Below are 16,885 nucleotides of genomic sequence, written 5' to 3'. Positions count from 1 at the left end.
GGAGCGCCGCGTCGACGGCCGCCTGCACGCGGGCGTCCTCGTCGGCGCGGCGGCGCACGCGCGCCCGGCGGCCCCGGACGACCGCGAGCACGATCCCCGCGGCGGCGAGCAGGACGAGCGCGAGGAGCGTCCACGGGACGGCCCACGCGCTCGCCGTCGACGCGACGGGCGACGCCGCCGCGTCGGACCCCTCGGGGGCGACGGGGGCCAGACTCGCTTCCGCGGTGAGCAGCAGCGCGGGGAAGACGCCCGCGAGCGTCGTCTCGACGTGCCAAGTCTCGCCGGGCAGCAGTTCGGGCACGTCGGGCAGTTCGACGGCCGCGACCGGCAGCATCCCGAACGGCCCGGCGAGGCGCACCTGCTGCCCGGCGGCGAGCCGGGCGTTGCCGGCGTTCACCACGTCGAACGAGACGTTCGCGGTGCCGGTGCCGAACGGGTTCGGCGTGCCCGTGTAGTCGACGTGCAGCCCCTCGATCGCGAGCGCCGGGGCGAGTTCGCCGCCGACGCGGAGGTGGATGCGGATGCCGAGACGCCGGTCGATCGCGACGCCGTCGCCCGCCTCGGGCGTGGCGAGCGAGGTGAGGAGGCCGCCGGCGTAGTCGCCGGGCTCGGCGTTCGCGGGGACGCTCACCTCGAAGGGCACCTCGACGGCCGTGCCGGGCTCGACGACGACCCGGTCGGCGGTCGGCAGCGTCCACGCGCCGATGCCGGTCGGCACGGCGTCGCGCGCGGCCACGCCCAGCTGGCCGGCCTCAGTCGTGAAGCCGTCGGCGGCGTACACGTCGAGGGCGAGCGCGGCGTCGTCGTAGTTGGCGATGACGATCGCGTCCCGGATGCTCGCGCCGGGCTCGATCTCGAAGACGTAGTTGTCGCGAGGGCCGTCGACGCCGTCGGCGGTGCGCACGCCCCAGGTGACCTCGGTCTCCTCGGCCGCGGCGGGCGCGAGGCCGCACGGCAGCAGGGCGAGGGCGAGCAGCGCCGCGGCCGCGGCCGCCGTGCGTCGATGGATGCCGGTTCGGTGCGTCATGCGGTGCCTCCGGTGGGAACTCGTGCGTCGGTGCAGGTGCGCGGCGACCGCCGTGCGGGGGTGCCGGGTACCGGGCGGCTCCGCCGCCCGGCACCCGGTCGCGTCAGCTCAGCGCCGTGATCGTGAGCGTGGCGCGGTACGTGCCGTCCGCGGCCTCCACGGGGATGCGGAGGTCGAGGTCGGCGCCGAGACGGGCGCTGCCGCGCTCGTGCCCGGCCGGGGCGTGGCCGAGTTCGGACGAGACCGACAGGCCGTCGCCACCCTGGAAGCCCGACTGCACGACTCCGCCCGCGACGGCGCCGCCGCCGGCTTCGACGACCTCCGGCGTCCAGCCGAGGTGCTTCGCCTCGAAGCTCGCGACGTTCGAGTCGAAGTCGCTCACCTGGGCCGACACCGCCCACGCCGGGGCGTTGCGGCGGGTGTCGGTCACGCGAACCGGGTTGATCGACCCGGACGCGGCGAAGTGATCGCCCTGCTCGACCGCGGTGCCGAGGTCGACGAGGTCGTTCGTGCCGTCGATGCTCCACACGAACTCGCCCGGCGCGCCCTCCGGCACGGTGACCTGGAGGGTCTGCGCGTTCGGGTCGGTCTCGGTCTCGTACACGGCGAGGGTCTTCGCCGCGCCCGACACGAGTGCGGCGTCGCCCTGGTCGTTGACGACGTGGTTGATGCCGCCCGTGCCGTTGAGCATCACCGACGCGGCCGACTCGATGCGCACGCCCGGCCGCTGCGGCACTTGCACGCCGCTCTCGACGTAGAGGTGCTGCCCCGCGTTGTACTGGCTGTCGAAGAACGAGTAGACGCCGAGGCCCTGCGCGAGGTGGTGGCGCACGTTGTCGCCCACGCGGTAGGCCGCGTAGCCGAGCCGGGTGCCGTCCATGTACGCGCCCTGGGTCGGCGGGTCGTAGGGGATCTCGCTCTGGAAGAAGATCGTCCGGCCGCGTTCGCCGTTCCAGATGACCTGGTTCTTCTGGTAGTGCTCGACGAAGAGTCCGAGGGCGGTGACATCCGAGCCGTTGACGATCACGCCGTGGTCGCCGACGTTCGACGTCCAGCCGACGCCCTGCCCGTGGTCGGCGCGCCAGGCCCAGATGTGGTCGAGGAGCGCGTGCGGGCTGTTGACCTCGATCGAGGTCGTCGCCTTGCCGGCCCACGGCCCGCCGATGCGGATGAAGACGTCGGTGAGGGTCGTCGGGTCGCTCGCGTCGGCGACGCTCGCCCCCGCGGGGCCGACCTGCACGAGCACGTCGGACTTCGTCTCCCCGGCATCCACGGTGAGGCCCGCGATCTTCACGCCCGCGACGTCGCCGACCTCGATGGCCGCGTTGCCCGCGGTCGGCACCAGCGAGGCGTAGCCGAGTCCGAGCACGACGGTGTCGGCGCGGTCGATCTGCAGGGGCGCGTCGAGGTAGTAGACCCCGGGCGTGACGAGCAGGTGCTTCCCGGCGGCGAGTGCCGCGTTGAGCTGCGCCGCGGTGGCGCCCTCGTGGGCGATGTAGAAGTCGCCGATCGGGATCGACTCGCCGGCGGAGGCATCCGTCGACCAGTCGTAGCCGCTCGTCTCGGTCTTCGCCTTCGGGACGAAGACCTCGTAGTCCTCGCCGTCGAGGTAGAGGAACGGCGACTCCCGCACGATCGGCGTCGTGGCGATCGAGGTCTTGTTGCCGACGCCGCCGCCGGGCTGCGGGCCGAAGTCGGTCGCCGGCGCGCCGTCGACGCCCGAGAACACCATGTTCCAGACGCCGCCGTTCCAAGTGCCGACGCTCGAGTCGCGGGTGAACCACTGCTGCTGCGAGCCCGAGAGGATCTCGCCGTCGACGTTCGAGTTCGCGAGGTAGCCGCCGGACGCGTACTCGCCGACGCGGCCCATGAGCGTGAGGTCGCCCTCGATGTTGATGCGGCGCAGCGGCGCGGCCTGCGAGACGGCGAAGCGCATCTGGTGCGCGTTCGTGATGCCGCTCGGGAACGGGCGGCTCGCGTCGGCGCCGACCGGGCGCTGGATGGGGTTGAACGTCAGGTTCGACATCGAACGCCAGAAGCGGGTGAGGGAGCCGGGCTGCTGGCAGTCCCACGGGTTCGCCTCGCACGCGCGCACGGGCTCGACGTGGATCGAGCCGTTGATGCGGACGTCTTCGGGCGAGGCGCCGAGGCCGGCGACCGCCTGGTAGTAGCCGAGCTCGGAGTTGACGATGCCCGTGGCCGTCGCCGGGTTGTCCTGCCCCGCCGCCGAGCCGTAGGTGCCCGGCTTGAAGAAGAACTGGTGGCGGTTGAGGCTGAACTCCGCCTCGGTGGAGGCGGCCATGAGGGCGGCGCTGATCTGGTCGGCCGTCCAGGTGTCGTCGAAGATCGTCACGTTGGGGCCGAAGTCCGGCTCCTCCGCCGCGGCGGCGGGCGCCGAGGAGAGGAGCCCTCCCCCGAGGGCGAGTGCGGCGATCGCGCCGCCGGCTGCGAGTCGGCGTCGTCGTGCGGGCGGATGCTGCGCCCGACTGCGTTGCGTCACGAGGTGTTCTCCTTTGAACGAGGCCCGCGCCCGAGCTGCGGAGCGGAGCCGATCGGGTGGTGCACGCGACCGCGACGATGCGGTCGGCATCACGGTAGCGGATTCTTACTGACTTGTCAGTAACTGAATCCGGAGCCGAGCCCTCGAGCGCGTTCGCCTACGATCGGCCCATGTCCCGCCCCGCTCCCGACGCGCACCCGACCCCGATCTCACCCGGCGTCGGCGCCGATTCCGAGACCGGCCCCGCCACCGACCCCACCGAAGCGGTCCCCGAGTACGACGCCGTCATCGTCGGCGGCGGGCACAACGGCCTCACGGCAGCCGCGTACCTCGCGAGGGCCGGCAAACGCGTCCTCCTGCTCGAGCGCGCCGACCACCTCGGCGGTGCGGCGGTCTCGGCCGAGGCGTTCCCCGACGCCTACCCCGGGGTGCGCATCAGCCGCTACTCGTACCTCGTGAGCCTGCTGCCCCGGCGCATCCTCGACGACCTCGGGCTCGAACTCGACCTCGTGCGCCGGCGCTACTCGTCGTACACGCCCGACCCGGCCGACCCGACGCGCGGACTGCTCGTCGACGTCGAGGCCGATCCCGCCGCAGCGGCCGGCGCCTTCGACGCCGTCGGCGCGGGCGAGGACGCCGCGGCGTGGGCCTCCTGGTACGCGGGCACGACCCGCGCCGCCCAGGCGCTCTTCCCGACGCTCACCGAGCCGCTGCCGACCCGCGCGGAGGCCCGCGCCCTCGTCAGCGACGACGACGTCTGGAACGCCCTCGTCGAGCAGCCGATCGGCACGGGCATCCGCCGCGCCTTCGGCGACGGCCTCGTGCAGGGCGTCGTCGCCACCGACGCGCTCATCGGCACGTTCGCGGGCATCGACGACGACGAGGATGCCGCGCGCGACGCCAACCGCTGCTACCTGTACCACGTGATCGGCGGCGGCACCGGCGACTGGGACGTCCCGGTCGGCGGCATGGGCGCGGTCTCCGGAGCGCTCGAACGGGCCGCCCGCGCGGCCGGCGCGACCCTCGTGACGGGCGCCGCGGTCGTCTCGGTCTCGCCCGACGGGGAGGTCGTGTACGCATCGTCGTCGGCGGCGGACGCCGCGGGGAGATCGCCCCGCACGGGGGCGCTCCGGCGCGTGCGCGGCGCCCGCGTGCTCGCGAACGTCGCCCCCGCCGTGCTCGACCGGCTGCTCGCAGCCGGCGGGGCCGACCCCGCCGTCGACGGCCCGGCACCCGAGGGCGCGCAGGTCAAGGTCAACCTGCTGCTCACCCGGCTGCCGAAGCTCGCCGACCCGACCGTCGATCCGGCGGCGGCGTTCGCCGGGACCTTCCACATCAACGAGACGGCGGCGCAGCTCTCGGCCGCCCACGAGGCCGCCGCGGCGGGTCGCATTCCGAGCCCGCTGCCCGCCGAGATCTACTGCCACACGCTCAGCGACCCGAGCATCCTGACGCCCGAGCTGCGCGAGGCGGGGTTCCAGACACTCACGGTGTTCGGCCTGCACGTGCCGCACCGCCTCGTCGCCGGACTGACCGACGCCGAGCACGACGCGAAGCGCGCCGAGCTCCAGCAGGCCGTGCTCGACTCGCTCGACTCGGTGCTCGGGGAGCCGATCCTCGGCGTCGTGGCACGGGACGCCGACGGGAACCCGTGCATCGAGACGAAGACGACGCGCGACCTCGAGGACGCCCTCGGGATGCCCGGCGGCAACATCTTCCACGGTCCGCTCTCGTGGCCGTGGCTCGAGCCGGACGACGCCGGCGCGTCGCCCGAGGCGACCCCGGCCGAGCGCTGGGGCGTCGCGACGCGGCACCCCCGCATCCTGCTCGCCGGTTCGGGCGCGGTGCGCGGCGGCGCCGTCTCGGGCCTCGGCGGGCACAACGCCGCGATGGCGCTGCTGGAGGCCGAGGGGTAGCGGATCAGGCCGCGAGCAGCCAGAGCACGCCGGCGGCCGCGGCCAGGAGCGTCAGCACGAGCGCGGGCACGAAGGGCTCCGAGCGGCGCACGTGCACGACGGTCGCGCCGATCATGATGATCGTCAGCGCGAAGGCGGCGACGGGCGTGAGCCAGGGCAGGATGCCGGTCGCGACGGGGAGGATGAGCCCGAGGCCGCCGAGCACCTCGGCGATGCCGATGAACTTGACCTGCGGGGCGTTGAAGTCTTCGGTCCAGGCCATGCCGCTCTCGGCGAGGGCGGTCTTGGGTCGGACGGTCTTCATGAGACCGGCGGCGAAGAAGAGCAGTCCGGCGAGGCCGGAGACGATCCAGGCGGCGATGAGCATTCGGGTGGCTCCAGGGTTCTGTTCGGGAAGTCGGTTACTGTGAGTGCGCGAGGCACGAAGTGAGAGAGTAGCCCACGCCGGCCGAGCACTGCTCGGTGCGTCACGCACACGGAGGGAACCGAGGAAGCATGTCGAACCCGAATCCGCTCACCGTCACCGACGTCGACGACCCGCTCGCCCGCATCCCCATCCCGGTCGACGGCGCCGTCTGCAACCGCGAGTTCCCCGAGGCGCACACCATCCGCACGGTGCTCGCGCGGCTCGGCGACAAGTGGAGCCTGCTCGTCGTCGGACTGCTCGGCGACGGCCCGGCCCGCTTCACCGAACTGCAGCGCCGCGTCGACGGCATCTCGCACCGCATGCTCACGCAGACGCTGCGCTCGCTCGAACGCGACGGCCTCGTCTCGCGCACCGTCTTCCCCGAGATCCCGCCGCGCGTCGAGTACGAGCTCACGCCGCTCGGCGGATCGCTCCTCGTGCCCGCGCTCGAACTCGTGCGCTGGGCGGCAGCGCACCACCCGGAGCTCACCGCCGCGCGCGACGAGTACGACGCCGCGCACCCCGAGGACTGACCCCGACGATCGAGTAGGCGCGCCAGCGCCGTATCGAGACCTCGCACGGCCCGCGCACGAGGCTCCGCCGGTCGAGTAGGCGCGCCAGCGCCGTATCGAGACCTCGCACCGGCCGCTCACTCGGTCTCGATGCGCTCCGGCGTCGCTGCGCGACCAGCGGGAGGCGTCAGACGAACAGGAAGAGCTGCCCCAGCACGAGCAGCGCGATGATGAAGACCACCACGATGCCGCCGACGATCGCGAGGCCCTTGAACGAGAGCTTCGCGATGCCGAAGCCCACGAGGAAGGGCAGCGCGAGCAGCAGCAGCGTCGCGAGCCACCAGAAGATCGCGAAGCCGGCCTGCGACGCCTCGTTGAGCTTGCCGCTGAAGAGGAGCTGCGAGTTCGGGTGCGTCGCGAACGCGAACGCGCCGGACAGCGGCACTGCGATGAGCGCGGCCGTGATCACGCCCGCGAGCATCCCCCAGAGCCCTGCCTTGTCGGACCACACGTCGAGCGGCTGCTCGTCCCCCTTGGAAGCCATGCTGCGACCCTAGCGCGGCCTCACTCCCAGATCGAGGGCGCGTCGGCGCGCGTCGCCGGCAGCGCGACCGCCTGGCCCCACTCGAGCACCCGTTCGGGCACCGCCACGCCCTCGGGAAGACCGCCCATCGACTCCACGACCTCCTCGATCGGCACGGTGCCGCCGGCCTTGCGGAGCATCCGACCGCGCACGAACGCCTTGGCGTAGATCTCGGGCGTGCCGTCGGCGCCGCGGCGCACGAAGCGCTGCTCCATGTAGAACGCCTTGTCGTCGACGCCGAGGATGCGCGACTCGATCGTGAAGCGCTGCCAGAGGCTCAGCGACTTGCGGAACGAGATCGTCTCGCTCACGACGACGGGGTACCAGCCGCGCTCGCGCATCGTCGCGAAGTAGCCGGTCCGCACGATGAGGTCCATGCGCGCGACGTCCATGATCGAGAAGTAGACGCCGTTGTTCATGTGCCGGTTGATGTCCTGATCGGTCGGCAGGGTGACGAACCGGGTGCGGGCCACATCGAACATCGCGAGGTCCGGCTTGCGCCGCGACAGGAAGAGGATGTGCAGCAGCGTCCGGAAGATCATGTGCATGACGAAGGATGCTACGCACGCACGGCATCCGGATGCCCGCCGGTTGTCGGTCGGCGCCAACCCGCCGCCCGGTTCAGGCCGCCGCCGGCTGCGGACCCCCGACAACGTCGGCCCGTGCCGACGGCGTCGACGTCACGGCAGCACCTTCGCGGTCGCGGCGCTCGTCTTCTCGAGGGTCTGCGACCCGTCCGCGGCCGCGTAGCCCGGGTACGACGACGTCACGGTCGCCTTGAGCGCCTTGCCGACGTCGAGGGCGGTCGGCGTGTAGGTCGCGCCCGTCGCACCGGGGATCGGCGCACCGGCCCGCAGCCACTGGATCTCGAGCTGCGACGCCGCGGGCATCCAGGCGCCCGGGTCGATCGAGAGCGATTGCCCCACCTTCGGCGTGCCGAGGATGGCGGGCTTCGTGCCGGTCAGGCGGCCCGCCGCCGTCGGCTCGGCGGCGGCGACCGTCCGCGAGTCGGACTCGAAGCCGGCTTTCGCGCCTGAGACCTCGAGCGAGAGCAGCGCACCGAGGTCGGTCTCGGTCGGCGTGTAGGCCGCACCGGTCGCACCGTCGATCGGCGCGCCGTCGCGCAGCCACCGGTACGAGAGGTCGACCGGCGCCGGCTTCCAGGTCCCGGGGTTCGCGCTGAGCGCCGTCCCGACCCGGGGCGCCGCGCCGCCGGCGATCCTCGGCGTCGCGGGCACGAGCTCGCCGGCGTCGACGGGTCCGAGCGGGTCGCTCGTGCGGGCGGTCGTCGCCCAACCGGGCTTCGCCGCGGTCACCCGCACCGAGATCTCCGCACCGAGGTCGTCCGCGGTGAGCAGGTAGGTGTTCGCGTCGGGCGCATCCGGGATCGGCACCCCGTCGCGGAGCCACTCGCGCGTGCGGGTCGTCCCGCCGGGCGACCACGTGCCGAGCGTCGCGGTCAGCTTCTGCCCGACCGCGGGCGTTCCGGCGAGCGTCGAAACCGGCGCCGTGGTCATCGGGCGGGAGGTCGACGGGCCGACCGGTGCCGTCGGCGCCGTCGTGCCGACCGAGGTCGCCCAGCCCATGATCGCGGAGATCGCGTACTCGGCCGTGAGCACGGCGCCCTCGGCCGACGGCGGAACATGGAGCTCGCGCCCGTGGCGCCCGACGATCGGCACGCCGTCCGCGAACCAGTCGACGGCGCCGATCTGCACGTCGTGCTCGAGGATCCACGGTTCGACGGCCGGATCCAGGTCGGGGTTGTCGATGAAGCTCCCGGTCGGTTCGAGGCGCACGACGTCGTCGACCGCCGGGTTGCCGGTGATCTCGGCGAGCAGGTCGATCCCGACGTCGGCGCCGACGTCGAGGTTCCCCGTGATCCCGGTCCAGTGCCCGCCGCCCTGCGGGATCGTCACCGTCTGGGCGTCGGCGCGGCTCGGACCGAGCGGCCACCACTGCTCCATCGGCTCGTCGAACGGATCGCCGCCCTCCGGCGTCGTCGTGCGGGTGCCCGTGAAGCGCACCTGGTAGTCGCCGGGCGCGAGCCCGCCGACGAGCAGCGCACGGGCGTCCTCGTCGGCCTCGGCGATCGCCACGGGGAGGTCCGCGCCGACGGGGTAGACCTCCATGCGGGCGTCCGCGTCGAGGCCGAACACGTCGCCGCCGCCGTCGTAGACGCCGCCGAGGATCGAGTTCGGCTCCGGATGCACGGCCACGAGTCCCTGCGCGAGATCCGAGTCCCCGGTCGCGTCGAAATGCACGACGGTCGCGTCGGCGAACGACTCCGCCGCGCGGAAGCCCGAGTGCATCAGTTCCTCGAGGATCACGTCGTCCTCGTTCGTGCGGTCGACGAGCCAACCGCTCGAGCCGTCGTCGAGCACCGCCTGCACCTTGTAGTCGCCCTCCGGCAGGTCGATCGAGAACCCGTCCGCGGACAGCGGGTCGCCGGTGCGCAACTCCCCCGCGTCGAACGTCTGCACCGGCGTCGACGGGTCGTCGGCCGCGTAGACGTCGATCGCGACCTGATGGCGCGCGTCGGTGAAGAGCTGCTCGTCCCCGACGACGACCCGCACCTGCAGGACCGGACCGGGGGCCGCGGCGGCTGGTGTGCCGACGGCGACGACGAGCGCCGCGGCGGCGACGCCGACCAGCAGCGGGCGGGCGAATCGAGGCATCGGCGGCTCCACGGACGCACGCCGACGACGGCGCACCCGCGCCGTTGCGATCCCGCCCGTCCGGCTCCCGCCGGCTCCCCCTCGGACACCGTGTCCGTGGACGCGCGAAACGTACCGCTCGACCGAGGGCGGCGCATCGGAGTGCGATCCGTTCGTCCTGGGCCGGGGGACGCTCGTCCAGCGCGGTCGACGGCCGTCCGGCAACCGGCGTCCGGATGCTCAGTTGTCGGCGGGCAGTTCCGCCTCGTGGGCGAGGATCGCCGTCTGGGTCCGGTTCGACGTGCCCAGCTTCGTCATCGCGTTCGCGAGATAGGCCTTCACGGTGGACTCGGCGAGGAAGAGGCGCGCCCCGATCTCGGCGTTCGTGAGTCCCTCGGCGAGGGCGACCACGACCTCCCGCTCCTGCGGGGCGAGGCGCTCGAGCCGGGCGCGGGCCGCCGAACGGCGCCCGCCCGGACCCGATCCGGCGGCCGCGATGAGGCGCTGGGCGACGGCGGGCGAGAGCACCGAGTCGCCCGCGGCGGCGGCTCGGATGCCGTGGTGCAGCTCCTGCGGCGTCGAGTCTTTGAGCAGGTAGCCGACGGCCCCCGCCCGCAGCGCCGGCACGAGGTACTCGTCGGTCAGGAAGCTCGTGAGCACGATGACGGCGACCTCGGGGTGCTCGCGGTGGATGGAGGCGATCGCGTCGAGGCCGTCGAGCACGGGCATCTGCATGTCGACGAGCAGGACGTCGGGCGCCAGCACGCGGACGAGCTCGATCGCCGCGCGACCGTCGCCGCCCTCGCCGACGACCCGCAGGCCGGGGTCGGACTCCACGAGCCGCACGATGCCGGCTCGCAGCAGGGCCTCGTCGTCGACGACCACGACCGTGATCATGCGCGCACCTCCGGGATCGTGGCCTGCAACCAGAACCCGCCGGCCGGGGTCGGCGCGGCCTCGAAGTCGCCGCCGAGCAGCTCGACGCGCTCGCGCAGTGCGGCGAGGCCGAAGCCGCCGCCGGTGAGCCCCGTCGGCGGCGCGGCCGGACGCGCGTTCTCGACGACGATGCGGGCGGCGCCGTCGACCGGTTCGATGCGCAGGCTCGTCGGCGCGCCGGGCGCGTGCCGCACGGCGTTCGCAAGCCCTTCGCGGGCGATCTGCGCGAACGTGCGATCCAGGATGCCGGGCGGCACGGACGGCGGGATGCGGCGCTCGACCTCCACGGGCTGGCCGGCCGCGCGCGCCTCGACGACGGCGACGTCGAGCTCGTCGGCCCCATCGGCCGCGGTCTGGACGGCGGCCGAGGCGGGTGCATCCTCGGCGAGCGCGGCGAGCACGAGTCGCAGCTCCGCGAGTGCGGCGCGACCGGTCTGCCCGATCTCGCCCGCGAGCCGTCGCACCTCCGCATCGTCCGTCGTCGTGCCGATGACCTCCGCTTCGACCACGGCGTAGCTCAGGCGGTGCGAGACGACGTCGTGCAGTTCACGGGCGAGCTCGCTGCGCGCCGCGGCGCGTGCGGCGCGGCTCGCCGCGACCGTCGCGGCGCGGTCGGCGAGATGCTGCCCGCGTTGGAGCCGCCCGGCCAGGAAAGCGGCGAACAGCATCAGGATGCCCGCCCAGAGCGCCGACGGCCCGGACAGCGTGCTCGTGACGAGCCAGGTCGGCCAGGTCGCGCCGATGGCGACGAGGGCCGCGATCGCGCCGAGGCGGGCGCTCTCGAGGTAGCAGCCGACGGCGTGCAGCGCCACGAAAGCGGCGATGACCGGAGCGACGAACGAGACGGCGATGCACACGACGAGCAGCACGAGCGGACGGCTCCGCCGCACCGGCACGAACGCTGCGGCCGCCACCTGCACGGCGTACTCGGCCCAGGGCGGCGCCCAGCCGACGTCCGAGGAGACCCGCAGATAGGCCAGCAGCACTCCCGCGGCCGCTGTCGCCGCCGCGAGCACCGCATCCGTCCGCCAGGCGCGCTCCCCCACCCTCGTCACGTTAGGCGGCGACGCGGTCGCGGTCGAGCGGAACACGAGCATCCATCGACTTTCGTCGGTAGTGATGGGGTCGTTCGGCCGTGCTGCCGGATCGCGCCGGGCGGGATCGTGGAATCACCGCAGATACGAACCCGAACCCACCACGAATGGAAACGGATCAGATCATGAAGGCACTGCACGTCGTCACCGCGACCGCCCTCTCCGCCGGCCTCGCCATCGCCGCCCCGCTCGGCGCGATGGCCGACGAGTCCGCCCCGACGACCGAGCCCGCCGCGGCGGCGTCCGTCGCCGAGGCCGCGCCCGTCGAGGAGACGGCACCCGTCGAGCAGGCGGCACCCGCCGAGGAAGCCGCACCCGTCGAGGAGAGCGCGCCGGCCGACCCCGTCGCGACGGCCGACCCGGTCCTCGACTCCGAGCCCGTCGGCGCACCTGCGGGCGAGCCTGCGGCAGCGCCGGAAGCAGCGACCGCCGACGCCGCCTCCCGCATCGCAGCTTCGACGCCCGCCCCCGCGGCAAACCGACCCGCGGTGATCGGCGCGATCGACTTCGGCACGGTGACCGAGGCGACCGACCGGACGGACGGCGCGTACCTCGTGCCCAGCGGCCCCGCCGCGCAGAACGACGACCGCGCCAACGGCATCTACGGAATCGAGATGGACGGATACCACCTCTACGTCTCGATGATCGACGGCGGCACGTTCGGCGGTCCTGGCACGTATCGGTGGCAGGCCTACGGCATCGGCGCGACGGGCACGCCGGAGTACCCGTTCGGGACTTCGGTCGGCGGCAAAGTGGACAGCGCGGGCAACCCGAAGGCCGGTGGAACCACGAGCGGGACGTTCCTGGTCCTGGCGGCGACGGGGGCCGAGGCCACCGACCCGGTAGACCCGGCCGACCCCACCGACCCGGCCGACCCCACCGACCCCGCTGACCCCGCCGACCCGGCGGACCCGGCAGACCCCGCCGACCCGGCGGACCCGGCAGACCCCGCCGACCCCGCTGACCCCGCCGACCCCGCCGACCCTGCCGACCCGGCAGGCACCGCCGACCCGGCGGGCCCCACCGACCCGGCCCCCATCGACCCGATCTCGATCGGCACCGATGGCACGATCGAGTCCGTCCCCACCACGAGCGTCGAGATCGCCGCGACGCCGACCGCCCCCGAGGCGACGGGCAGCGCCCGCACCGGCCTCGCCCACACCGGTTCCGAGACCGCCCCGTGGCTGACGATGGGCGCCACGATCGCCCTCGCGGGCACCGGGCTGGTCCTCGCCGGACGCCGCCGCCGCGCCCACCGGGCCGCGGAAGCGGGCACGGAGCACGCCGGCTGAGCACCGGCATCCCGTCCAGACCCGGAGGACGGGAACGGGCCCGGCAGCGCATCGCGCTGCCGGGCCCGTCGGCGTTCCCGAGCGGCTACGCCGACTCGGCGGTTTCCCGCACGGGGACGGCGCGCTGGTCCTCGCCGTTGTAGACCGACAGCGGGCGGATGAGCGCGTTGGCCGCGGCCTGCTCGAGGATGTGCGCCGTCCAGCCCGTGACCCGCGCCGCGACGAAGAGCGGGGTGAAGATCTCGGTGTCGAAGCCCATGAGGTGGTACGCCGGACCCGACGGGTAGTCGAGGTTCGGGTGGATGCCCTTGCGTGCGGTGAACTCGTCGGCGAGCGCCGTGTAGAGCTCCAGCAGGTCGGGGCGGTCGTAGTACTCGACGAGACTCACGAGCGCCGCGTGCATCGTGGGCACGCGCGAGTCGCCGTGCTTGTAGACGCGGTGGCCGAAGCCCATGATCTTGCGCTTGGCGCCGAGCGCCTCGTCGAGCCACGCCCCGACGTGCTCGGCCGAGCCGACCTCGTCGAAGATGTGCATGACGGCCTCGTTCGCACCGCCGTGCAGCGGCCCCTTGAGCGCGCCGATGGCGCCGGTGACCGCCGAGTAGAGGTCGGCGAGCGTCGACGTGATGACGCGCGCGGTGAACGTCGAGGCGTTGAACGAGTGCTCGGCGTACAGGATCATCGACACGTCGAACGCGCTCACGACGGGCAGCTCCGGCAGCTCCCCGAACGCCTGCCAGAGGAAGTTCGCCGAGTACCCGAGATCCTCGCGCGGCTCGACGTAGTGCAGGCCGTTCCGGCGGCGCTGCTCGTAGGCCACGATCGAGGGCAGCTTCGCGAACAGGCGGATCGCCTTGTCGAGGTTGGCCTCGGGCGACTCGTCGGGAGTGGCGGGGTCGGCGGCGCCGATGAAGCTCACCGCCGTGCGCACGACGTCCATGGGGTGCGCGTCGATCGGCAGTGCGTCGATGACCTTCTTGACGTCGTGGTCGAGGCCGCGGAGCGAGCGCTCCCGGTCCTCGAAGGCGCCGAGCTGCTCGGGGTCGGGCAGCTCGCCGTACCAGAGCAGGTAGGCGACCTCCTCGAACGTGCAGTTGGCGGCGAGCTCCTGCACGGGGTAGCCGCGGTAGAGCAGCGAGTTCGTCTCGGGGTTCACCTTCGAGATCGCCGTATAGTCCACGGGCACGCCCGCGAGCCCCTTGTAGATCTCCGGCTTGGCGTCATCCGTCATGTTCGTGTCCTTTCGGTGAGGGCCGGCGGTCGGACGCGAACGGTCGGTTCGCATCTGCGCGCACCGACAGTCTGCGTCCTCCCGCAGCGTTCTGGGTGGTCGGGTCGAGCAGAAATCCGATCGGACTTCCGCCCGGCGCCCCTGCCGTGCACGCACTCCCGCGCCTGAGTGGACGCAAATGCAGGGTGCGCGAGCAACGCGACCGTGCGTTTCCGTCCACTCGGTGGGACGGGTGCAGGCGCAACTCGACCCTGCATTCGCGTCCACTCGCGGGAGAGCGACATGGTGCTACCGGGCGACCCGGAAGTTGAACACCGACGTGTCGAAGTGGTTGTAGCCCTCGTAGTCGACGAGTTCGTAAAGCTCCGCGCGGTGCTGCATCTCGCCGAGCTTGGCCTCGAGGTTGCCCGAGGCGTCGAGCTCGTCGAGGCCCCGCATCGCAGCGCCCATCGCGAGGCGCAGCAGCGAGACGGGCCAGATGACGAGGTTCATGCCGACGTCGCGCAGCTGGTCGACCGTGAAGAGCTCGGACTTGCCGAACTCGGTCATGTTGGCCAGCAGCGGCACGTCGATCGCGTTGCGCATCGCCTCGAACTCGGAGAGGTCGGCCATGGCCTCGGGGAAGATCGCGTCGGCGCCGGCGTCCACGAGCTTCTTGGCCCGGTCGATCGCGGCGTCGAGGCCCTCGACCGCCCGGATGTCGGTGCGCGCCATGATGAGGAAGTTCGAGTCGCGGCGCGCGTCGACGGCGGCGCGGATGCGCTTCAGCGCGGTGTCCTCGTCGACGACCTGCTTGCCGTCGAGGTGCCCGCAGCGCTTCGGGTTGATCTGGTCCTCGATGTGGAGGCCGGCGAGGCCGGCATCCTCGAACTCCTGGATGCTGCGAGCGACGTTCATCGGCTCGCCGAAGCCGGTGTCGGCGTCGACGATGGCCGGCAGCTCGGTCATCCGCGCGATCTGCTTGGCCCGGCCGGCGACCTCGGTGAGCGTCGTCAGGCCGATGTCGGGCAGACCGAGGTCGGCGGCGAGCACGGCGCCCGAGATGTAGACGCCGTCGAAGCCGCGTTCGCCGATGAGCTTCGCCGAGAGCGGGTTGAAGGCGCCCGGGAAGCGCAGCAGCTCGCCGGAGGCGAGGCGCTCGCGGAACAGCCGGCGCTTCTCGTGGGCGGGGGTCTGGGCGTACAGCATCAGAAGAGTCCTTCCGGGGTCGGCACCGACGTGAGGATGCCCGGGGCGGCGGTGAACGTGAGGCCGGCGAGCTCGTCGGGGCCGAGCTCGGGCAGGCGCTGGGCGACGTCGAGGAAGCGCTCGATCTCGGCGGCCTCGAGCACGTCGGCCGCGAGGGTGCGGAACTTGGCGACGTAGTCGGCACGGGCGAAGGGCCGGGCGCCGAGCGGGTGGGCGTCGGCGACGGCGATCTCGTCGACGATCTCGGCGCCGTCGCGGAGCTTGATGACGACGCGGCCGCCGAAGGCCTTCTCGCGCATGTCGAGCGAGTGGTAGCGACGCGTCCACTCGGCATCCTCGACCGTGGTGACCTTCTGCCAGAGGGCGACGGTGTCGGGACGGCCCGCGCGCTCGGGCGAGTACGAGTCGACGTGGTGCCAGGCGCCGTCCTGGAGGGCGACCGTGAAGATGTACGGGATCGAGTGGTCGAGCGTCTCGCGGGAGGCGGTCGGGTCGTACTTCTGCGGGTCGTTCGCGCCCGAGCCGATGACGTAGTGCGTGTGGTGGCTCGTCTCGAGCACGATCGCCTCGATGTTCTCGGAGTCCTCGAGGAGCAGCGGGTACGCCTCGTGGAGCTTGCGGGCGAGGTCGATCCAGGCCTGCGCCTGGTACTCGGCCGAGTGCTCCTTCGTGTACGAGTCGAGGATGGCGCGCTTGGCCTCGCCGAAGGCGGGCAACGGCACCTCGTAGGCGCCGTCGGGGCCGTCGAGGAGCCACGCGATGACGCCGTCCTCGCCCTCGTAGATCGGCACGGGGCTCGTCTGGCCGCGCATGGCGCGGTCGACCGCCTCGACGGCCATCTTCCCGGCGAAGGCCGGCGCGTGCGCCTTCCACGTCGAGATCTCGCCCTTGCGGGACTGGCGCGTGGCCGTGGTCGTGTGCAGGCCCTGGCCGATGGCCTGGAAGACGGTCTCCTGGTCGAGGCCGAGGAGCGTGCCGATGCCGGCCGCGGCCGACGGGCCGAGGTGGGCGACGTGGTCGATCTTGTGCTTGTGGAGGGAGATGCCCTTCACGAGGTCGACCTGCACCTCGTAGCCCGTCGCGATGCCGCGCACGAGGTCGCGCCCGGTGAGACCGCGGGCTGCGGCGAGGTGCTGGGCGACCGCGAGGATCGGCGGGATGTTGTCGCCGGGGTGCGAGTACTCGGCGGCGAGGAAGGTGTCGTGGTAGTCGAGCTCCCGCACGGCGACGCCGTTGGCCCACGCGGCCCACTCGGGCGAGGTGCGGCGGGCGCCGTCGGCGCCGAAGACGGTCGCGCCCTCGCCGGAGATCGAGACGGGGTGGGCGAGCGCCTGGCTGCGCGCCGAGACGACGGGTCCGCGGGTGATAGAGGCGGCGGCCACCGCCGCGTTGTCGATGACGCGGTTGACGACCATCTCGGTCACCTCGGCCTCGACCTCGACCGGGTCGACGGCGACGCCGGCGAGCGCCCAGGCGAGCTGCCCCTCGCGCTGGAGGTTCTCGTCGCTGCGGTGGGTGCGGACGTGGTGGGTCTGCATGGGGTTCC

The 16,885-nt window shown here is 73.0% G+C and carries 14 protein-coding genes; 3 read left to right on the top strand and 11 right to left on the bottom strand.

Annotated elements, in window-relative coordinates; translation table 11 throughout:
* On the bottom strand, positions 1–1,027 hold a 1,027-nt coding region (locus GB864_RS08575), incomplete at its 3' end, for a COG1470 family protein (RefSeq protein WP_160424068.1).
* A 103-nt stretch (positions 1,028–1,130) separates the two neighbouring features.
* A complete protein-coding gene (locus tag GB864_RS08570; RefSeq protein WP_202107084.1) occupies positions 1,131–3,527 on the bottom strand; it encodes an adenylyl cyclase in 2,397 nt (798 codons plus the stop codon).
* Positions 3,528–3,697: 170 nt separating this feature from the next.
* Between GB864_RS08570 and GB864_RS08565 the strand changes: the two genes are divergently transcribed.
* Entirely contained in the window at positions 3,698–5,443 is a 1,746-nt protein-coding gene (locus GB864_RS08565; protein ID WP_160424066.1) for a phytoene desaturase family protein, read from the top strand.
* 4 nt (positions 5,444–5,447) lie between these two features.
* On the opposite strand, the gene GB864_RS08560 is transcribed toward GB864_RS08565, so the two are convergent.
* Positions 5,448–5,810 carry a DoxX family protein gene (locus tag GB864_RS08560; protein WP_160424064.1) on the bottom strand — a complete coding sequence of 121 codons (363 nt, stop codon included), beginning with the start codon at positions 5,808–5,810 and terminating at the stop codon, positions 5,448–5,450.
* Positions 5,811–5,938: 128 nt separating this feature from the next.
* Here GB864_RS08560 and GB864_RS08555 point away from each other — a divergent pair, with 128 nt between their 5' ends.
* The gene (locus tag GB864_RS08555; protein WP_160424061.1) at positions 5,939–6,382 is read left to right on the top strand and encodes a winged helix-turn-helix transcriptional regulator; all 444 of its coding nucleotides are present in this window, start codon (positions 5,939–5,941) and stop codon (positions 6,380–6,382) included.
* A 166-nt stretch (positions 6,383–6,548) separates the two neighbouring features.
* Here the strand turns inward: GB864_RS08555 and GB864_RS08550 are convergent, their stop codons facing one another.
* The 5 genes from GB864_RS08550 to GB864_RS08530 all read right to left on the bottom strand — a co-directional run bounded on the left by GB864_RS08550 (position 6,549) and on the right by GB864_RS08530 (position 11,580).
* The gene (locus GB864_RS08550) at positions 6,549–6,905 is read right to left on the bottom strand and encodes a hypothetical protein (protein ID WP_160424059.1); all 357 of its coding nucleotides are present in this window, start codon (positions 6,903–6,905) and stop codon (positions 6,549–6,551) included.
* Between the two features lie 20 nt (positions 6,906–6,925).
* On the bottom strand, positions 6,926–7,492 hold the full coding sequence (locus tag GB864_RS08545) for an acyl-CoA thioesterase (RefSeq protein ID WP_160424057.1): 567 nt from the start codon (positions 7,490–7,492) through the stop codon (positions 6,926–6,928).
* Positions 7,493–7,624: 132 nt separating this feature from the next.
* Positions 7,625–9,619, bottom strand: a complete 1,995-nt coding sequence (locus GB864_RS08540) for a hypothetical protein (RefSeq protein ID WP_160424055.1) — start codon at positions 9,617–9,619, stop codon at positions 7,625–7,627.
* 219 nt (positions 9,620–9,838) lie between these two features.
* Complete coding sequence (locus GB864_RS08535) at positions 9,839–10,495, bottom strand: response regulator (RefSeq protein WP_160424053.1); 657 nt, start codon at positions 10,493–10,495, stop codon at positions 9,839–9,841.
* Positions 10,492–11,580, bottom strand: coding sequence for a histidine kinase (locus tag GB864_RS08530; RefSeq protein WP_160424051.1), 1,089 nt, complete (start codon positions 11,578–11,580; stop codon positions 10,492–10,494). Before GB864_RS08530 ends, GB864_RS08535 begins: the two co-directional genes overlap by 4 nt.
* A gap of 173 nt (positions 11,581–11,753) precedes the next feature.
* Between GB864_RS08530 and GB864_RS18470 the strand changes: the two genes are divergently transcribed.
* On the top strand, positions 11,754–12,920 hold the full coding sequence (locus GB864_RS18470) for an LPXTG cell wall anchor domain-containing protein (RefSeq protein WP_272898181.1): 1,167 nt from the start codon (positions 11,754–11,756) through the stop codon (positions 12,918–12,920).
* A gap of 85 nt (positions 12,921–13,005) precedes the next feature.
* Here GB864_RS18470 and GB864_RS08520 read toward each other — a convergent pair whose 3' ends face one another.
* The 3 genes from GB864_RS08520 to GB864_RS08510 form a co-directional block, all read right to left on the bottom strand.
* The gene (locus GB864_RS08520; RefSeq protein WP_160424050.1) at positions 13,006–14,151 is read right to left on the bottom strand and encodes a bifunctional 2-methylcitrate synthase/citrate synthase; all 1,146 of its coding nucleotides are present in this window, start codon (positions 14,149–14,151) and stop codon (positions 13,006–13,008) included.
* A 288-nt stretch (positions 14,152–14,439) separates the two neighbouring features.
* A complete protein-coding gene (gene prpB / locus GB864_RS08515) occupies positions 14,440–15,339 on the bottom strand; it encodes a methylisocitrate lyase (protein ID WP_160424048.1) in 900 nt (299 codons plus the stop codon).
* On the bottom strand, positions 15,339–16,877 hold the full coding sequence (locus GB864_RS08510) for an MmgE/PrpD family protein (RefSeq protein WP_160424046.1): 1,539 nt from the start codon (positions 16,875–16,877) through the stop codon (positions 15,339–15,341). The genes prpB and GB864_RS08510 overlap by 1 nt, the downstream gene beginning before the upstream one ends.
* Between the last annotated feature and the right edge of the window lie 8 nt (positions 16,878–16,885).

The sequence above is a fragment of the Agromyces seonyuensis genome (assembly GCF_009789225.1).
Taxonomy (GTDB): Bacteria; Actinomycetota; Actinomycetes; order Actinomycetales; family Microbacteriaceae; genus Agromyces; species Agromyces seonyuensis.
The sequence above is the reverse complement of the archived record's forward strand: the minus strand, read 5'-3'. Positions and strand labels throughout refer to the sequence as shown.

Excerpts from the sequence above, each read along its gene's own strand:
- GB864_RS08565 (WP_160424066.1), top strand. The coding sequence starts at position 3,698 with ATGTCCCGCCCCGCTCCCGACGCGCACCCGACCCCGATCTCACCCGGC.
- GB864_RS08560 (WP_160424064.1), bottom strand. The coding sequence starts at position 5,810 with ATGCTCATCGCCGCCTGGATCGTCTCCGGCCTCGCCGGACTGCTCTTC.
- GB864_RS08555 (WP_160424061.1), top strand. The coding sequence starts at position 5,939 with ATGTCGAACCCGAATCCGCTCACCGTCACCGACGTCGACGACCCGCTC.
- GB864_RS08550 (WP_160424059.1), bottom strand. The coding sequence starts at position 6,905 with ATGGCTTCCAAGGGGGACGAGCAGCCGCTCGACGTGTGGTCCGACAAG.
- GB864_RS08545 (WP_160424057.1), bottom strand. The coding sequence starts at position 7,492 with ATGCACATGATCTTCCGGACGCTGCTGCACATCCTCTTCCTGTCGCGG.
- GB864_RS08540 (WP_160424055.1), bottom strand. The coding sequence starts at position 9,619 with ATGCCTCGATTCGCCCGCCCGCTGCTGGTCGGCGTCGCCGCCGCGGCG.
- GB864_RS08535 (WP_160424053.1), bottom strand. The coding sequence starts at position 10,495 with ATGATCACGGTCGTGGTCGTCGACGACGAGGCCCTGCTGCGAGCCGGC.
- GB864_RS18470 (WP_272898181.1), top strand. The coding sequence starts at position 11,754 with ATGAAGGCACTGCACGTCGTCACCGCGACCGCCCTCTCCGCCGGCCTC.
- GB864_RS08520 (WP_160424050.1), bottom strand. The coding sequence starts at position 14,151 with ATGACGGATGACGCCAAGCCGGAGATCTACAAGGGGCTCGCGGGCGTG.
- prpB (WP_160424048.1), bottom strand. The coding sequence starts at position 15,339 with ATGCTGTACGCCCAGACCCCCGCCCACGAGAAGCGCCGGCTGTTCCGC.
- GB864_RS08510 (WP_160424046.1), bottom strand. The coding sequence starts at position 16,877 with ATGCAGACCCACCACGTCCGCACCCACCGCAGCGACGAGAACCTCCAG.